At 37.1% G+C, this 17,109-nt stretch carries 16 protein-coding genes; 11 read left to right on the forward strand and 5 right to left on the reverse strand.

Annotated elements, in window-relative coordinates; translation table 11 throughout:
- Positions 1–52: 52 nt before the first annotated feature.
- Positions 53–2,005 carry a PP2C family protein-serine/threonine phosphatase gene (locus EHQ31_RS07150; protein WP_135574843.1) on the forward strand — a complete coding sequence of 651 codons (1,953 nt, stop codon included), beginning with the start codon at positions 53–55 and terminating at the stop codon, positions 2,003–2,005.
- A gap of 4 nt (positions 2,006–2,009) precedes the next feature.
- Here the strand turns inward: EHQ31_RS07150 and EHQ31_RS07155 are convergent, their stop codons facing one another.
- The gene (locus EHQ31_RS07155; protein ID WP_276403114.1) at positions 2,010–3,584 is read right to left on the reverse strand and encodes a 7TM diverse intracellular signaling domain-containing protein; all 1,575 of its coding nucleotides are present in this window, start codon (positions 3,582–3,584) and stop codon (positions 2,010–2,012) included.
- Positions 3,585–3,946: 362 nt separating this feature from the next.
- On the opposite strand from EHQ31_RS07155, the gene EHQ31_RS07160 reads away from it, so the two are divergent.
- Positions 3,947–4,585, forward strand: coding sequence for a LamG domain-containing protein (locus EHQ31_RS07160; RefSeq protein ID WP_244247301.1), 639 nt, complete (start codon positions 3,947–3,949; stop codon positions 4,583–4,585).
- Between the two features lie 101 nt (positions 4,586–4,686).
- Here the strand turns inward: EHQ31_RS07160 and EHQ31_RS07165 are convergent, their stop codons facing one another.
- The gene (locus EHQ31_RS07165; protein WP_135574839.1) at positions 4,687–5,220 is read right to left on the reverse strand and encodes a class I SAM-dependent methyltransferase; all 534 of its coding nucleotides are present in this window, start codon (positions 5,218–5,220) and stop codon (positions 4,687–4,689) included.
- A 240-nt stretch (positions 5,221–5,460) separates the two neighbouring features.
- Here EHQ31_RS07165 and EHQ31_RS07170 point away from each other — a divergent pair, with 240 nt between their 5' ends.
- The 5 genes from EHQ31_RS07170 to EHQ31_RS07190 all read left to right on the forward strand — a co-directional run bounded on the left by EHQ31_RS07170 (position 5,461) and on the right by EHQ31_RS07190 (position 11,118).
- Entirely contained in the window at positions 5,461–6,066 is a 606-nt protein-coding gene (locus tag EHQ31_RS07170) for a hypothetical protein (RefSeq protein WP_135574837.1), read from the forward strand.
- Between the two features lie 83 nt (positions 6,067–6,149).
- Positions 6,150–6,731 carry a CarD family transcriptional regulator gene (locus EHQ31_RS07175; RefSeq protein WP_135574835.1) on the forward strand — a complete coding sequence of 194 codons (582 nt, stop codon included), beginning with the start codon at positions 6,150–6,152 and terminating at the stop codon, positions 6,729–6,731.
- Between the two features lie 39 nt (positions 6,732–6,770).
- Complete coding sequence (locus EHQ31_RS07180) at positions 6,771–7,808, forward strand: PIN/TRAM domain-containing protein (protein WP_135574833.1); 1,038 nt, start codon at positions 6,771–6,773, stop codon at positions 7,806–7,808.
- Positions 7,809–7,832: 24 nt separating this feature from the next.
- A complete protein-coding gene (gene lnt, locus EHQ31_RS07185; RefSeq protein WP_135574831.1) occupies positions 7,833–9,596 on the forward strand; it encodes an apolipoprotein N-acyltransferase in 1,764 nt (587 codons plus the stop codon).
- A complete protein-coding gene (locus tag EHQ31_RS07190) occupies positions 9,577–11,118 on the forward strand; it encodes a hypothetical protein (protein ID WP_135574829.1) in 1,542 nt (513 codons plus the stop codon). Before lnt ends, EHQ31_RS07190 begins: the two co-directional genes overlap by 20 nt.
- Positions 11,119–11,209: 91 nt before the next feature.
- Here EHQ31_RS07190 and EHQ31_RS07195 read toward each other — a convergent pair whose 3' ends face one another.
- Together EHQ31_RS07195 and EHQ31_RS07200 are read right to left on the reverse strand one after the other, a co-directional pair.
- The gene (locus tag EHQ31_RS07195) at positions 11,210–11,659 is read right to left on the reverse strand and encodes a hypothetical protein (RefSeq protein ID WP_231292532.1); all 450 of its coding nucleotides are present in this window, start codon (positions 11,657–11,659) and stop codon (positions 11,210–11,212) included.
- Between the two features lie 83 nt (positions 11,660–11,742).
- A complete protein-coding gene (locus tag EHQ31_RS07200) occupies positions 11,743–12,384 on the reverse strand; it encodes a flagellar assembly protein FlaA (RefSeq protein ID WP_135574827.1) in 642 nt (213 codons plus the stop codon).
- A gap of 64 nt (positions 12,385–12,448) precedes the next feature.
- Here EHQ31_RS07200 and ompL47 point away from each other — a divergent pair, with 64 nt between their 5' ends.
- From ompL47 to rdgB, 4 genes are read left to right on the forward strand one after another with little or no spacing between them, the layout of a single operon-like run.
- On the forward strand, positions 12,449–13,522 hold the full coding sequence (gene ompL47, locus EHQ31_RS07205; protein ID WP_135574825.1) for a multi-beta-barrel domain surface protein OmpL47: 1,074 nt from the start codon (positions 12,449–12,451) through the stop codon (positions 13,520–13,522).
- A 50-nt stretch (positions 13,523–13,572) separates the two neighbouring features.
- Positions 13,573–14,250 carry a ComF family protein gene (locus EHQ31_RS07210; RefSeq protein ID WP_135574823.1) on the forward strand — a complete coding sequence of 226 codons (678 nt, stop codon included), beginning with the start codon at positions 13,573–13,575 and terminating at the stop codon, positions 14,248–14,250.
- A gap of 5 nt (positions 14,251–14,255) precedes the next feature.
- Positions 14,256–14,606, forward strand: coding sequence for an STAS domain-containing protein (locus EHQ31_RS07215; protein ID WP_135574821.1), 351 nt, complete (start codon positions 14,256–14,258; stop codon positions 14,604–14,606).
- Entirely contained in the window at positions 14,603–15,199 is a 597-nt protein-coding gene (rdgB, locus tag EHQ31_RS07220; protein WP_135574819.1) for an RdgB/HAM1 family non-canonical purine NTP pyrophosphatase, read from the forward strand. Before EHQ31_RS07215 ends, rdgB begins: the two co-directional genes overlap by 4 nt.
- Positions 15,200–15,445: 246 nt before the next feature.
- Here rdgB and EHQ31_RS07225 read toward each other — a convergent pair whose 3' ends face one another.
- A complete protein-coding gene (locus EHQ31_RS07225) occupies positions 15,446–17,086 on the reverse strand; it encodes an ATP-binding cassette domain-containing protein (protein WP_135574817.1) in 1,641 nt (546 codons plus the stop codon).
- Positions 17,087–17,109 lie beyond the last annotated feature (23 nt).

Here is a 17,109-nt window from a genome sequence, read left to right on the forward strand (position 1 = left end):
CGATTTGAAAGAAGCCCGTCCTCGCGCGGGCTTTTTCGTCTAATGAAGAATCGTGTATCACTACCTAAAAACGATTCTCTCTCAATTTTTAGATCTAATTCCTGAGAGGAAAATCTATAACGATGATTATGTTAAGGAATTAGACAGACACACTCGAATCATTCAAATACCCGGAAGTATCATTGGCGTTTTTGGGATGTTAGGATTTGCATTTGATACGGATGCCAAACTCCATCCTGAATTCCCCGAACTTTTCTATTTCCGAATTGGATATAGCCTCTTTTGTTTTTCATATATTGTTTTTATAATATACAATCATTTGAAAAACAAGTTTTCTAATTGGGAAGGTCTTACTTGGGCTTACCTAACCTACGCTTATCTTTTATTTACAGCAGCTTACTACACCGGTCGGATAGCAGACGATGCACCTTATGTTTCTGGATACCAGATGCTTGTGATGATCCTGCCCTTTTTGCCACTCCCAAGAAAAACTTTGTTTATCTACTATCCTATCTCTATTTTGATATTTTTTGTATCTGTAATCGTATATAAACCTGACCTCACGCCGGCTGCGGCTAGTTATTCAATGCAGAACTTATCAATTAGTTATGTTCTTGGAATTTTTAGTGGTCTTATCATGGAAAGATATCGATTCCATTCTTTTTTGAACCACAAACTAATAATTAATAAAAATGAAGAAGTTACTAAAACTGTTGATGAAATTCAAACCTTAAAGTCCCAACAAGATGGAGATTATTTTTTAACATCTTTGCTGTTGGAACCTTTGTTGGGGCATGAAACCGATGGGAATGCGTTAAATATTGAAACCATAGTCAATCAATATAAAAAATTCAAATTCAGAAACAAAGAATACCAGTTAGGTGGTGATTATGTTTCTGTTTATAATTTAATTTTGCAGGGAAAACGATACAAAGCCTTTATCAATGGGGATGCAATGGGTAAATCAATCCAGGGTGCAGGTGGTGCCATTGTCCTTGGGGCAGTTTATAACTCCATTATCATACGTTCCAGGATGGACCCAACTTCTTCGAACAGATCTCCGGAAAGATGGTTACACGATTGTTATTTAGACCTTCAAAAAATCTTTGAAACTTTTGATGGAGCCATGTTGGTTTCTGCCGTGATTGGGCTCCTCGAAGAATCAACGGGGACTTTATATTTTATTAATTTAGAACATCCTTGGGTCATTTTATATCGGGATGGAAAAGCAAAGTTTATAGAAGATGAAATTCATTATTATAAATTAGGTGTAATGGAAGTCCCAACCAATCGATTTATTTCCGTATTTCAAATGCAAAAAGGAGATAAAATTATCTGTGGTTCAGATGGAAAGGATGATCTTGTAATATCTGAATCAGGGAGATATCGCGAAATTAACGAGGATCAAAATTTAATTTTAAATTGCCTTGAAGAATCCAGTGGAGATTTGAAAAACGTTATCTCCGTTTTGAAAACAAAAGGGAAGTTCTCTGATGATTTGAGTTTGATTTCATTGGAATATAAATTGGGATCGTTTTCCAAACCTGGAATATACTGGAAAGAAGCTAAGAAACTTATCAAAATAAAAGAATATAGTAAAGCATTGGATGTGTTGTTGTCTTATAATTCAGCCTTAGAAATTTCTATTAAGGAATTAAAATATATCACAAGGTTGTATGAAAAAGAAGGTGTATTACTGAAAGCAATGGAATATGCAAGTTTGGCTTTGGAAAGTTTTCCTTCCGACACAAGATGGATGTTTCATACCTCTGTTTTATACAAACGATTGTATTCAATTTATAAGTCGAAATCATTTTTAGAAGAATCACAAGAGTTGAGTGAAAGGGTGCGGTTAAGACAGCCATCAAATATTGGAAACTTAATTCATTTAGCGGACGTTTGTCGGTTGAGTGGAGACAAAGATAGGTTCGTATACTTACTCAAACAAATCGAAGTTTTGGAACCCAATAATGCCAAGTTGATTGAATTAAAAGAAAAAACTTAACGCATTAATCCAATTGAATTTTCTTTCTAAATTCCAATGGAGTTATCCCTAAAGTTTTTTTGAACTCTGAGTTGAAACTAGACTTCGATCCAAATCCAGTTGTAAATGCAATGGACAAAATGGTTAGTTCTGGATTGTATTTTAATAAACGTTTTGCTTCATCGATTCGATATGAGTTGACATAGGATCGAAAACTTTGCCCTAATTTTGCATTGATCAATTCCGAAGTTTGTTGGACATTTAGTCCAATTGCTTTCGCCGTTTTTTCTAAATCCATCATTTCATCGAGATACGGTTTTGACTCTTTCATCCATAATTCTAACTTTTGAATATAATGATTATAATCGATATTTTCTAATTTAGATTTGGTATACCTGTTACTTAATTGTGACTCGAGTTTGAACATTCGTTCTGAAATATTATTTCGACTTAATGTTAGATCTTGGTATTTTTGGAATAAATTGAATAACAAAAAGAAAAAATCTATCGGGAAAGCAAATACGGGACCGTAAGCTGCTAGTAAGGAATATTTTGAAATTCCTAAATAGTAGAAAATAGATATGTATCCGAATACAAAGTATAAGCCCCAACTCAATAAAAAGAATACAATTTTTTTATCCCCTAAAATATATACTCGAATACCAGTTAGGAGTATAAACGGAATAGAAACAATATAGGTTAATTGTATCACCTTAAATAAAAGAGCATATTCATCCGAAAACAAAATTGCTACAGCCAAAAAACAACCAAGCAATGCAAAAAGGAACAATATTCTATCAGCAATTGGAGTTTTGATTTTTGTTTGTAGGAATAGTCGCGTGAACTGAAAAGAAGTAGCTACACCAATTGATAAAAAGAATAAAATTGCTTTACTCTGCCACCACGTAGCATAAGGCCAAAAACTGTGGAAGGAATTTCCATATTGTGTGTTATACCAAAGTGTATGTGTAATGACATAGATAGAGTAATATAAAAAAGCATACATTCGGAATGCGAGTGCATAAAACAAACTAATGATAAACATGATAGCGCAAATACAAATTAAAGACCAATTGATGGATGTTTCTAATATGGTTTTATTTTGAAATTCTTTTTCATTCAGTAATAATATTGGAAATGAAATTAAGGAACTCGATTGCAATCGGATGTAGAAATATTTTTCAGCGGAATGGAAGGGGATTCGAAAACCGGGGTTCAAACCTTCTGGTACAGCCCAGCTTACCTTCGGATAACTGTCTCCTGTTTTGAATTCTGTATAGGAATGATTAGAATTTGGAAAGTACAGTTTTATGTTATCTAGAACACGCCACTCAAAAGAAAGTATGCTCCCGGGTTTAAACGTTTCATTGGAAGTTTTCGCCCTAAGCCAAATGACACTTTTTGTGTATTGAAAATTCATTGTGTTCACTCTGAATGGATTCCATTCAGGTACCGATTCTATATTGGTAATTTCTACATTATGGGTCACATCCTCAAAATATTCGAATTTGTTTGTAATGTTGTTTTCGTAAAAATAGGAGCAATTACAGAAAAATAAACTAATATAAATTAGAAAACAGGACTTCAGCCACATCACCATAAGTTTTCAGTAGAACGGACCAATTGGGCAAGTGGAAAAAGTGTCCAAAAATATATCTTCGGACGACGATTCCCTGATTTCAGATATGCTTTGGATTTATGGTGAATCATAATTTCCAAATCACCGAACGGTTCCTCGTTTTGGCATTTTTTTTCTGCCTTACTTTCTTTTGTCAGCCAATTTCTTTTAATAATACAGGGGACTATGAAAGCAGTTCTTATAGGGAAACTAAAATTTTACAATGTTTGTTGGAAGGAAGTTGTACCCTTAAGAACGCAAGTAAGGAACGTAGTTACCAAATTCCGGCCTCACTGGTTTCGGGACTTTTCGCATGGTATCCACTCGATGGAAACTCCAATGATATGAGCGGAAACGCACAGCATGGTTATTTCCCTGGTGGGGTTTGGCCTGTGACTTCTGGTCCCTCTTATGCTGTAGGTCACTCTAACCTAACAAATGGTAGTGCGTCCTTTAATGGTACAAATCAATTGTTTGCCAGTGACTTTGTTCCCCTTTGTCATGAAGATTTTGCCATCACATTTTGGATCAATACAAATCTAACTTCCAATAATAGAATTTTAGGATACCAAGCAGCACCAAGCTACAATCCTGGAATCACAATGACTCTGAATGTTTCAGGGTATCCAGAGTTTCTTTCTTTTTGGATCGCTAGTGGTGGTAACACGGATGGTCTAATGGTGACTTCCTCTTCTGTTGTCCCTGCTAATGTTTGGACTCACATTGCCTATGTTCATAATGGATCCACTCGCCAAGGAACTATTTGGGTCAATGGTGTGATTACAGGTAATACTTCTAACTTTGGTGCTTATGCTGGGTGTACCACAGGTACTTCGCCAAACCAATGGCATAATGGAACACCACTTAATATCGGATATGCGTATCCATCTCAATTTTATGTAGGAATGTTGGATGATATTTGGTTTTTTAAAGGACGCCAATTGAATGAGAGCGATATTTCCACTTTGATGAGCCTCCCTTAGTGTTTGATTGATTTGAACTCATTTGTTTTATTAATGAATCTTGATGGAAACCGTTTGAGTGTGTGAATTCTGTCGATGATTGGTATGTTGATCCGTATATATCATTTTTTAAATATAATGATTCGATCCTGAATTTCTAAATTTTTGAAACCGAAATGGTTTTTAATCCATACAAAGGATTCTTTTGTATAAAAGAAGGTATGTGTTTGGTCGTTTTTATAATACCATTTTTCAAAATTGATAGAATCATCATAAGGATGTGTAAGTATATATAAACTTCCGGTTTCATTGAGTAATTTTGTTAATTTAAAAAACTCATCTTTCGGGGAATGGAAATGTTCCACTACCTCTGTAAGGATAATATAATCATAAGTTTGATTTAAATTATCTGTGTAGTTATGGAAAAAAGGATCGTAAAGTTTGATTTTGAATCCTGCTTTTTCTAAGAGGTATTGAACCACAGGACCTGGACCCGCACCATAATCTAAACCTTTGTCTGTTGTTTTTTGGTTTGTGATTACCTGATTCACAATGGGTTTTAAAAAATTTTGGTAACGGATATCGTTTACATCGTTATTGTGTTCTAAATATCTAGTTTTTTCTTCTTCCGGATTTGGCCAAAACTTCGAATCCATAAAGACAGAAAGGCAATTTCGGCATCTATGATAAGAGCGAAAACGATTGGTAAAAAAAGGATTGGATTCAGATTCACAAAGAGGGCAATTCACGATTTGTTAATATCATTTTTAAAATAAGACTAGTGGATTCAACTACGATCTAGGTGAGTTATGATTCATTTTGTTTTCAATAAAAAACCATTCTATTTTTTCGAACCGTGATCCGACAATTAGAGTAATAGAGATACCGGAACACCCATGCAAAATATAGATTATTCCAGAAAGCTTAGATCCGGCCGGCCTTTCGAAGGCGAGGTTCCATCCTATTCTCCGCAAACAAATTCATATTTAGGGAACACACAAAAGCCAAAGTCGGCCTTTATCCTGCTTGTCGGAGGAATTTTACTTTTTACTTCCGGGATGGTAGTGGGAATCCAACTGGGACAAAAAGAGACTAAATTTAAGGAAAATGCCGAAACTTCTTTCTCCAATGTGGGCAGTCAGAAATTACCAACCGCCAAACTTTCGGAGTCCCGAGAGGATGGATTGACACAAGATTCGAACCAGAGTTCAGGCACTTCTACGGAATCACCTTTTCCACAGGCTTTGAAGTTTCCACCCAAAAATGACCAGATCAATTATATGGTCCAAATTGGGGATTTCACACCGGAAGAAGCAGTGGCAGTGGGGAAACAATTGATTGAAACCAACCCTTCCTTACGAGGAAGAATTTTTCGTACCTCTACGGGGAAACTTTTTGCTGGATATTTCTATCGCTTGGATGATGCCAAAGAAACACTCGAAGCAGTAAAATCGAAACTGCCTGTTCTGACCGAAGCCCAAGTAAAAACCATTCGATTCTGAACTATTTTTGCCAACTTCCTTGACATTCGTCAATTTTCAGGTATAGTATTGGCAAGAGTATTTACGGAAGTTATTATACTTACTTGGCTACAAAAAAACTAAACGAAAAAACTAAAGAGCCTAAATTCAAGGTTGGGGACTACGTTGTATACCCGATCCATGGAGTAGGTGAAGTCACAGAAGTTGCGAAAAAGCTGATTCTGGGAAAGAAAAAAGACTGTTACAGTTTGGAAATTCAAGGTTCCAAAATGAAGGTTTCTATTCCTGTGGATCGAGCAATGGATGTGGGTATCCGGTCGATCATTGATAAAAAAGAGATCAAAAAAGTTCTCACTCTCCTAAAAAAGGATGAGGTCGACACGGAAGAGGACTGGAAGGTCCGTTACCAGAACAATATGAACAAGATCAAATCTGGTTCCATTTTTGAAGTGGCTGATGTTTGCCGTAATCTTTACAGACGTGCCTATGGCAAAGAACTTTCCATTATGGAAAGAAAGCTCTATGAGAGCGCCTATAATTTAGTAAAGATGGAAATTGCATTGAGTAAGGGTGTACCCCAAGAAGAAGCAGGGAACATTGTTTCCGATGTGCTAGCAGCTTCAGTGCAAGGCATTACACCACCACCACCTCCAAAAGAATTGGATGATGATCTAGATTTAGAATAAACTTCCGTTTTTGCTCAACTCTTTTACAAGGATTGAGTTATGAAACACTTACTTTCAGCCCTCGGGACGATTCTCGTCTCTTCGGTATCGTTTTTCTTCTTATATTCGGAATCGCAAAACCTCGTTTTGGCGGGGACGCTTGCTGGAATCATATTTCTTTATTCCCTATTCCTCGTGTTAGGTGAAAGAAAGCTATTCCCTGAAATCAAAGCAGACGTTGTACTTTGTGCTAGTATCGGGGCTCTTCTCGGATTGTCTATTGCTGCTTTTCCTGTTAGCCTTCTCAATGATTACGGATATAAATCCATTGCTATCTTTGTGGCTGTTCTTTTGTTCCTCACTGGGATCAAAACGGGAGTGGCATTTGCAAAAAAACCAGGACTGGCAATTTTTGGTGGTGGAAGTGGTGCCGCGGGATCTAGCTTTCAAATTCCAGGTTTAGATACTGCCAATTCCCAAATTAGAGATAAAATTTTAGATACTTCGGTTGTGATCGATGGTCGGATTTTGGATATTGCTGACACCCACTTCTTAGATGGCCCACTCATTTTACCTAACTTTGTGTTAAGAGAAATCCAACTGATTTCAGATTCTTCTGATCCGATCAAAAGAGCTCGCGGTCGCCGTGGTCTTGAGATGTTGAATAAACTCCAAAGAAAAGGTTCTATCGAAGTTAAGATCACTTATACGGATTATTCTGATACTCGCGAAGTAGATGCAAAACTTGTAAAACTAGCACGCGATACAGGTGGGGCCGTTGTGACTAACGACTTTAACCTTAACAAAGTGGCAGAGTTACAAGGCGTTCGTGTTCTTAACTTAAATAACCTTGCGAATGCATTAAAACCAGTAGTTCTTCCTGGTGAGGAATTCCAAATTTCCGTCATCAAAGAAGGAAAAGACGAAAACCAAGGAATTGGTTATCTAGAAGATGGAACTATGGTTGTGATTGAAAATGGTGGTCACTTAGTTGGAAAAGATGTGCGAGTGGTTGTCACAAGTATCATCCAAACAGCTGCTGGTAAAATGATTTTTACGAAAGTGCAAAACGGTAACAATAACTACAACAAATCGTAATTTAATTTTAGTAGTCTAACGGGTATGAAACTGGCACGTTTTTTAATTTCACGAGAAGGGTTCATATCCGTTATTTGTTATACAGTCACTGCTGTTTTTTCCTTCCTTTCATTTGCTCCTTTAAATCTTCCATTGTTTGTTTGGTTGGCTCCCTTTGGCCTTTTTTTCGTCGAAAAGCGAAACCGGGGGGAATGGAAAAAACTCATCTATCACGGGTTTGGTTTTTCTATTCTTTTTTATTTTGTTTCCTTCCATTGGATTTACCATATGACCACTGTATTCGGTGGTTTTGATTGGTATTTAGCCGTTCCCATTTTCATTGGTTCTGCGATTTTACTTAATTTTAAATTCCCCGTTTTTCTTTTATTATTTTCTTTTTTAGCAAAAAGAGTAGGAAGATTTTTCCCTATCATTGCTTCCGTTTCCATTTTGTTTGCGGAATTTTTTACTCCGCAAGTATTCCCTTGGTATTTTGGAAACGTTGTAGCTGAAAATCAAATTTTAGCACAAAACGCAGAGTATGTGAGCTCCTATGGGCTTTCCGCATTTTTATTTTTTGTTTCTTATTATATGTTTTCTTTTAGAAAACCAAAAACATTATTTCGATTACTTACAAGTTTTCTCTCTAAACACAAAACTTTCCAAAAACAGTTTTTGTTAGGTGGTTTTAGTTTAGTATTGGTTCTTGTTTTGTTTTTTGGAAATGGGTATTACTTATTTCAAAAATGGTCGAATGTAAAACCGATTGCCGAACGTGATGTATTAATCGTACAACCGAATGCACCTTTAGAATTTCGAGATGGACGTAATCCAGCGGAAGAGATTCGCAATCTTATGGCTCGTATCGATGCAATGACTGAGAGGGAGTTAAAAGAAAATCCTGCTGATCTCGTCGTGTTACCGGAATCTGGTGTACCTTTTTTTACAACTCACGATACAGAAGTAACTAGGTTTAGTCGTATTTATTGGCACCAATTTGAGTCTTTGATGGCTATCATTAGTTTACGTCATGGAACCAACGTTTTTTATAATGAATTGGATGCAGATTTAATACCTACTGCCTCAGCCGGCCGTATTTCCAGAAGAGATATTCGAATGTATAATTCTTCCGTGATTATGAATCCGAATGGAGAAAGAAGAAATAGTTACCAAAAAGTTTTTTTACTGATCTTCGGCGAATACATGCCCTTTGAATGGATGTATGCTTTGTCAGGCCAAACCGGACAGTTTGCGCCTGGAACCAATCTTAATTTAATACCCTATTATGAACCAAGAAAGACTGCCTCTTTACAATCAAAAGACCTTCACTTCGAAGATACAATGACGATGGGGCCAGCAGGTGTTCGAGAATACTATTCCAAAGAGAAGGTGGAAGAAAAACAAATTGGTAGTTTTTTACCATTGATTTGTTATGAAGTGATTATCTCTGAGTTCGTGAGAAAATTTGAGGGAGATCCTGATTTTATTGTCAATGTTACCAATGATAAGTGGTATGGGAACTCCGTAGAGTCTTACCAACATCATACTTTGGGACGACTTAGAGCAATCGAATTTCGCAAATGGATTGTTAGGTCTACGAATTCTGGAACTTCGGTATTTACAGATCATCTTGGTCGCAACATTGACAACGACTTTACACCGATTGAAACAACAGCAGTGATTCGCAAAAAAGTGCAAATAATTCCTGGGGAAATGACTTTTTACAGGTTATATGGTAACTTACTTTCCTATATGTATATGGGAATTGTAGGTTTGGTTTTTTTCTTTTATGCGAAAAGGAATTCTTAAAGTCCTCTTTGAAAGTAGATTTTATATTGCTCTCTATATTTCTATTTTTTCCCATATAACATTAGTTATATATTCTTTTAATAACTCGGACTCTCCTTACAAAAAAACACTCTGTGGCCCTGCTTGGATATATGCGGAGGAAGAAGAAAAAGAACTCACTTTTCAGATGAATTTTGGGAAAATCGGTGGGGAAACTGGGAATGCAGAAACTTCCGAAGATCCAGGTGAAGGAGAAGAGGGTGAAGATGGCGATGGAAACGGATTTTCCAAAGGAAAGTATAAAGGCAGTCAGTGGGAAGAACTCGTAAAGGATTTAGAAGGTACATCTTCCTTACGCAAACAATACAAAAATGATTATGATTTAATTAATGAAAACTCTGGAGTTGCTGACTCTTACATTAAACGTAATCGTGATTACGAAGATATTATCATTAAGGATGTACTTCCTACTATAAAAGGTATTCGTGATCCCTTCCGAGTGGATATAGAAAACGCTGACGATAATTTGTTTGTCCACAAGGAACGAAACCGTATCATTGAAGAGTTTCGGAAAGGAGATGAATCATCCCCACCAATTACAATGAGGATTTCAAAAGAAGGTGAGGCACAGCCTAAGTCTCCTTTAACTATGCATAAAGATGACCGAACACGTTATTTAGACAAATCGCTCAAACAAAAGAAAGAAAAACAATTGGACGAGTTTATCTCACGGTTTATGGGTTATGATCCAGATAAAGGAGATCTTAGTTATTTTGTTAGAGATTTATATTATGAAAACTTACAAAGATTAGCTTATCCATTTAGTGGAGATCCAAGTTATTTTGCTATTGATTACTTTCAAGAAAATCTAAACAAAGAAGACTTCCTTAGACAAATGATGGCAGCTCTTTCCAGTAATATGGGAACAAATACGGGCACCGAAATTTTATTTACCATTGAAAATATATATGAAATTCAAAGCCGGGCACTGGAACAATACTTTCAAGCAAAGGAATATTTAAAACTAGCAACTCCAGAACAAAAACAAACTTTGCGATATGAAACTTTGAGAAGAGTCGAGGAAAAGTATAGGAAACTTTTACGAGATAAAAAAATATTCACCATTAAAGATGTAGAAGAAGCATATACTAAAAAACGTATCGATATCATCGACACTATGATTTCAAAAACACCGAAAGGTTATAGGATCAAAGATGGATACTTTGAAAAAGGAAGGATACTTTGGGAAGCTGGGAATCATCGAAAGGATTCAAAACTTCAATCAGAAGCCATCAAAACTTGGAACCGAATTTCCAACTTACCATCTAACGGAGATTTTCTTAATGAAAAAGCGTATGAATCCATCCAACTTTTATTAAGAGATCTTGGGAACGTTTCGGATGCTGATCGTTTGCCATTACAATCAAAAGACCAAATTGAATTTGTTTTACGCTCAAGACTCACCGAATCGATGAATCGAAAAAAAGAAAGAGAAGATAAATTACTTTGGCCTAAATTCAAACAAGAAAATCGTAGAAATTAAAACAAAAACAAAAAACAAATCCTTGTGTGACAGATGTTAGTTGCTTTTTTGTAAATCTTCAAACAAATTGGATTTTGCTAATAAGGAAGGTTTAGATTTTTAAATTTTCGAGTCCATTTTCGTGAAACTCCTGGGCCCATTTGTCATGAAAGGGTGTTTCTTTTTCAATACGTTCTTCGATTGCCATTTGGGAAATGGCTGTTTCGCCGTAATGGCGTAAAAAATCTCTGTGAGCGAGTCTTTCGATGAGAGCTTGCCAGAATACTTCGTCCTCGTAGTCTTCTAAAATATCAACGAGGCCACTTTCTTCCTCAAATTCACGCGTTAAATAAGGTTCTCCATTGTTCTGATCAATTTGCACAATGTTACCAAGACCCGCATGGTCAGCCTGTGCAAATACATGACGAACCACATCGGCAAAACGAGAATCCGTATCAGGTTCATCTTCGGAACGGTCCTTAGCTTGTAAGGTAGAAATGACCCAGTCGCCCATATAGACCAACTTGAGCAGGGTTTCGTATTGTTCTAGGGACAGTTCCATTTCCATTTAGGATCAGGTTCGGTCATGAGGTTATGAAGAAAAGAGTTTTTTTTAGAGAAGGATCGATACCTAGGTCTGAAAATTCAATCCTCAAGTAGGATTTCTTTATTACGAAGGGGCCTGTATTTATCTCGCACAATGGCAGTTATATCATCGATGGCAATGAGGACCTCTTGGTTCGGGTCATTGTTTTCATAGGGAAGATAAAAAAATCCTAGAATTCTGATAGAACTTTTTTGAAGAAAAACTCGATCATTTTGATCAAAATTTTTGGAAATAGAAACAGTTATCGATTTCCATCCTCGATAATTGAGTGAAGTGAGGTTCAGTTGTCTTACTTCTGCATCCTGCGATTCTATGATCAGTGTTAGGTTCCCATTGGACAGCGAAGAATAAATGGGTATAGTGATTTCTTTGATGAAGGCATTTACCTCAATTGGTTTTGGAAAGTATAATGAAAATGGAAAATTGGCATCTTTTGGGATTCGTAAGACAAGTGCTTGTTTGGAGCCTGGAATGGGTGCTGTAAAATTGGTAGAAAGCGAGATTTCAGGAAGTTTTGTACCTTTTTCTAATTTAGTACGCAAATTTCCTTGATTGTAATTAGTTAATTCAAAGTTTTCGAGTAGAATCTCACGCCAAATCCCACTCTCGCCCCAAATCGGAACGATTTCAAAGAAGAAAAGAAAAAGTGTGAGATTCCGTAAGTTTCTGAGTGCAATCATGTTGACAATAATTCCTTAGAAGGGGGATATATATGTTTTATCTGTAAAAAGGAGACTTATACAAATGCAGGCGCACAAATACCTTTTGGCCATACTGACAATTACTTTCGCAGGCCAAATCACAGCACAAGTTGCTGCACCAAAAGCCACTACTTCCACAAAAGACCAGGCAATCAAAAATACGGAAACCACTTCTACTCAAGCCAAAGATGGTGTTGATAAAGTTGAGACAACTGTAAAAGACATCTTGGGTGACAAAAAAGAATCAGGAGCTTCTACTTCTGACGCTTCTGCACTTTTTATTACAAGCAAAACTTCGTTTTCATTAGATGCAAAAGATGAATCGACTACAATCGATTTTATTGAGTGGAAACCTAAAAATGGTGAATACAGAAAATACACTCAGCCAATTCGTATTGCTGAAGAAGGTCTTACTGAAATCTACTATCGATCTGTGGATAAAGTAGGAAACGCTGAAACTCCAAAAATTCTAGTGGTTCATGTGGATAACACTGCGCCAAGAGTGAATTTAGTTCCCCAAGAGCAATTTTTCGTTTTAGATGGCGTTCCTTTCGCATCGAAAAACAATACTTATACTCTAGTTGCAGAAGACCTACAAACTGGTGTTGAAAAAATTCAATTTAACATCAACCAAGAAGCAGCGAAAGTTTATGCGGATCCAATTAAGTTAGAGAACGGTGGAGCCAATGTAGTTAAGTATTCCGCTACTGATAAATCTGGAAATTCATCTCCTGAATCTTCTCTTATCATTAATGTAGATGATGTAAAACCAACAGTTGAAATCGTTCCTTCTTTTCCACTTGTTGATATCAATGGAAAAAACTTTCAAAGAAAGGGAAATGTTTTCTATGTCAACGCTACTGATAAAGAATCAGGCATCAAAAAAGTTTTGGTGAAAATTGATGAAGAAGAATACAAACCTTATGTGGAAGCAATTGCAATTGAAACACAAGGAGATCACGTGATCAAAGCGATGGCAGTTGATAATGTTGGAAACCAATCCGATGTAGTGGAAGTAAAACTCACTGTAGATTTAACTCCTCCTACTTCTACTATCCAAAAGTCAGCTGAAGAAACAAAAGTAGAAGCTCCGCAAGCAACAACTCCTGCTAAATAATTCGACTAAAAAATGTGAACCGCTAGTCGGCGGTAGAAACCCCTTTCATTATGAAAGGGGTTCGCTTTTTATCCTTTATCTTTCCTAAGTTTTGTGCCAGTTGTGGAAAGGGAGATTCCTTTTCAGAATTGTTGGGTGTTTGTAAGGTCTGCACAAAAGAAAATTACATCCCGCAAAAACAAAATCCAAATACCAACCATGTTAAAATTCCGTTAGATCGATTTGTTTTTTACGATCAGGTCTTCTATTTGCAAAAGCGGGGAAATTTTGAAAAGGGTCTTTTTCAGTCATTGAAGTTCGAAAATGAACGATCTCTCGCCAAGTTCTTTTGTTTAGGGCTGAAAAAGTATTCTTTTTGTTTTAAGGAAGATCCACCCGATCTCATCGCATTGGTGCCTTCTTCGCTAAAAACTGGTCCAAGGCCTTACCATTCCTCCTATGCCCTGCTTTCAAAAGCTAAAAATATATGGAAAATCAGGGAAGATACTAGTTTACGTAAGGTTTCAGTGGACAAACAGTCATCACAAGGTTACGAAAAGCGATTTTTTCATGCAAAAAAGGCATTCGAATTCACAAAAAGTGATAGAATCATTCAGGGACTTCATATTCTCATTGTAGATGATATATTTACGACAGGTGCCACTGTAAATGAAATTGCTAGGCTGTATAAAATGGCTGGTGCAAGAAAGGTGACCTGTATTGTTTTACTGTTAAGCGGGGGTGATTGAATCGAATGGATGTTCAAGTCAAGGATGACATAAGGATTATTAAGTTTTCTGGGGCCATCCTCAAAGTGGATTCTGATGAGATTGAAAAAGAACTTTCAAAGCTCACTCAAAGTTCTGTTAAAAAAATCATTCTGGACCTTACAAAAGTTCATCATATTTGTTCAACTGCGCTAGGGATTTTTGTTGCCACCAAACGTAAGTTAAAGCCAATGAATGGTGATATTAAAGTCATCGTTGTAGATGAAGACTTGATTCAACTTTTTGAAATCACAATGCTCGATAAGGTTTTCGAAATTTTCCCTGATTTGTCTTCTGCTATGGAAGGATTTCAGTTGGACGAGGAAGACTCACTCTGACAAAGAAAACGTTAGCATTTGCTTCCGGCAGTTTACACAAATGGAAGGAAATGCAAATGTTGCTTTCTCCTTACGGTTACGATGTCATACTTCCTAAAGATTTAGGAATATCCTTTGCACCAGATGAAACGGAAAACTCATTCACTGGAAATTCATTCATTAAATCAAAAGAACTCTTTCGATTAACCAACATTCCTTCGTTTGCTGATGACTCTGGAATTTCTGTCCCTGCACTTGGTGGGGAACCAGGGGTGTATTCGGCACGTTACGGAGGTCCAGGACTTACTGACAAAGAACGGGCTCTCTTCCTATTGCAAAAGTTAGGTGAAAATCCAAACCGGGAGGCTTATTATAGTTGTGTAGTAAGTTATGTGGATGGAAAAAATGAAGTTTCCTTTGATGGCCGAGTGGAAGGAATTATTGCCAGTGATTATGATGATGAAGGTCATTATGGATTTGGCTATGATCCCATATTCATTTATCCTCCTTTCGGGAAACGGTTTTCCCAAGTTCCAGAATCTGAAAAAAATAAGGTCTCTCACAGAAAAAAAGCAATGAAACTTTTTCTGGATTGGCTTTCTCATCTAAAGTAACAAAGGTTAGATTTTTTATTTAATCAATGTCTCTGCGTAGTGAGATTTTTATTTTCTTTTTTCTTCTTTAGTTTCGCAATCATTGGGACTGGATGGAACTCCATGATCAACAAGACACAACCATAGGTATGGATTTGGTTATGGAAGTTTTGGAATATAAATTAGTATGGGAAAATTTAGTTTTGTTAAGGTATTAATGACAGGGAAAGAGTTCCAATTGATCCATCTTTCCCTGCAAAATCAATTTTAAGTCGCGAGAATCGCACCGCCAGTAAGTCGTTTGTAGAAATCGTTTCCTTCCCGTTCCAAAAATTCTTCGTAATTTCCTTTGAAATCTTTGATTCCTTCTGGAGTTACTTCGATAATTCTTGTGCAAAGTGAAGAGATAAATTCCCTATCGTGAGAAACAAGAATGACTGTGCCTTCAAACAAGGATAAGGCGTAGTTTAAAGCTTCAATGGTTTCTAAGTCCAAGTGGTTTGTGGGTTCGTCAAGAGCAATCACATTGTCACAAGCAAGGATCATTTTACCTATGATCATTCGTGATTTTTCACCTCCAGAAAGCACCGTTGTAGACTTGTTTGCCATATCTCCAGAAAATAACATACGTCCGAGGATCGCACGGATTTCTTGTACTTCCGTTCCTTGTGGAGCGTTACGTAATAACCATTCCACGAGAGTGTCCGCATCTGGTTCCATCGCCTCACGGTGGTCTTGTGGGAAAAAGGAAGTTTCTACGGAATCTCCCCATTTTACCTGACCAGAATCTGGTTCTAATTTTTTTAATAACATTTTGAGAAGGGTAGTTTTACCAACACCGTTTGTCCCAACGATCCCCACTTTTTCCCCTTTGGTGATTGATGTACTAAATTCTTTGATGACAGCTTTCCCATCGTAAGCTTTGGAAATATTCATGGCTTCGAATACATCTTTTCCAAGCGTACGTTTGGCTTTGAAACGAATGTATGGTGCTACCCTAGAAGAAGGTTTTACATCTACCATATCTGCTTTGATTTTTTCGATCATCTTTTGACGAGATGTGGCTTGTTTTGATTTACTAGCATTGGCAGAAAATCTAGAAACAAACTCTTGTAAGTCGGCAATTTTTTCTTTTGCACGTTTACTATCGCTCATGAGTTGTTCACGAGACTGTTCTGCTGCAATCATGAAGTCGTCATAATTTCCAGGGAATACTCGGATGGTGTTATAATCTAAATCAGCAATATGAGTGGCTACGGAGTTGATAAAGTGACGGTCGTGGGAAATCACGATGACCACACCTTCATAGTTTATTAGAAGTTCTTCTAACCAGTGAATGGTTTTGATATCTAAGTGGTTGGTAGGTTCATCCAGAAGGAGAACGTCTGGTTTTAAAAATAATACTTGGGCAAGAAGGACTCGGAGTTTGAATCCACCAGTGAGAAAGTTTAAAGGACGATTGTGCGCTGAGGTAGGGATTCCTAATCCTTCCAGAAGTTCTCCCGCCACGGATTCGGCCTCGTACCCACCCATATCGGCAAAAATTTCTTCAATTTCAGAGATACGCATTCCATCTTCGTCGGTCATATCTTCTTTCGCGTAGATGGCATCGCGTTCGGTCATCACATTCCAAAGTTCAGGATTTCCCCGTAGAACTGTACCAAGAACCGTCTCGTCTTCGTATTCGTAGTGGTCCTGTTTGAGGTATCCGACCTTCATATCCTTGTCCACTACCACAGAACCGGCAGTGGGCTGTAAAATACCGGCTAAAACCTTCATAAAGGTCGATTTTCCGGACCCGTTGGCCCCAATCAGACCGTAACGGCATTCCGGTTTGAATTTAATGGAGACGTTTTCGAAAAGAGGTTTTTTCCCGAAGGAGACTGTAATGCCGCTAGCTTGGATCATAAGTCAATTTTCTAAGGGAATCG

It is taken from the genome of Leptospira montravelensis (assembly GCF_004770045.1).
Classification (GTDB): domain Bacteria; phylum Spirochaetota; class Leptospiria; order Leptospirales; family Leptospiraceae; genus Leptospira_A; species Leptospira_A montravelensis.

Coding starts and splice junctions, on each gene's coding strand:
- EHQ31_RS07155 (WP_276403114.1), bottom strand. CDS start 3,584: ATGGTGATGTGGCTGAAGTCCTGTTTTCTAATTTATATTAGTTTATTT.
- EHQ31_RS07160 (WP_244247301.1), top strand. CDS start 3,947: ATGAGCGGAAACGCACAGCATGGTTATTTCCCTGGTGGGGTTTGGCCT.
- EHQ31_RS07165 (WP_135574839.1), bottom strand. CDS start 5,220: ATGGATTCGAAGTTTTGGCCAAATCCGGAAGAAGAAAAAACTAGATAT.
- EHQ31_RS07170 (WP_135574837.1), top strand. CDS start 5,461: ATGCAAAATATAGATTATTCCAGAAAGCTTAGATCCGGCCGGCCTTTC.
- EHQ31_RS07180 (WP_135574833.1), top strand. CDS start 6,771: ATGAAACACTTACTTTCAGCCCTCGGGACGATTCTCGTCTCTTCGGTA.
- lnt (WP_135574831.1), top strand. CDS start 7,833: ATGAAACTGGCACGTTTTTTAATTTCACGAGAAGGGTTCATATCCGTT.
- EHQ31_RS07190 (WP_135574829.1), top strand. CDS start 9,577: ATGCGAAAAGGAATTCTTAAAGTCCTCTTTGAAAGTAGATTTTATATT.
- EHQ31_RS07195 (WP_231292532.1), bottom strand. CDS start 11,659: ATGGAACTGTCCCTAGAACAATACGAAACCCTGCTCAAGTTGGTCTAT.
- EHQ31_RS07200 (WP_135574827.1), bottom strand. CDS start 12,384: ATGATTGCACTCAGAAACTTACGGAATCTCACACTTTTTCTTTTCTTC.
- ompL47 (WP_135574825.1), top strand. CDS start 12,449: ATGCAGGCGCACAAATACCTTTTGGCCATACTGACAATTACTTTCGCA.
- EHQ31_RS07210 (WP_135574823.1), top strand. CDS start 13,573: ATGAAAGGGGTTCGCTTTTTATCCTTTATCTTTCCTAAGTTTTGTGCC.
- EHQ31_RS07215 (WP_135574821.1), top strand. CDS start 14,256: ATGGATGTTCAAGTCAAGGATGACATAAGGATTATTAAGTTTTCTGGG.
- EHQ31_RS07225 (WP_135574817.1), bottom strand. CDS start 17,086: ATGATCCAAGCTAGCGGCATTACAGTCTCCTTCGGGAAAAAACCTCTT.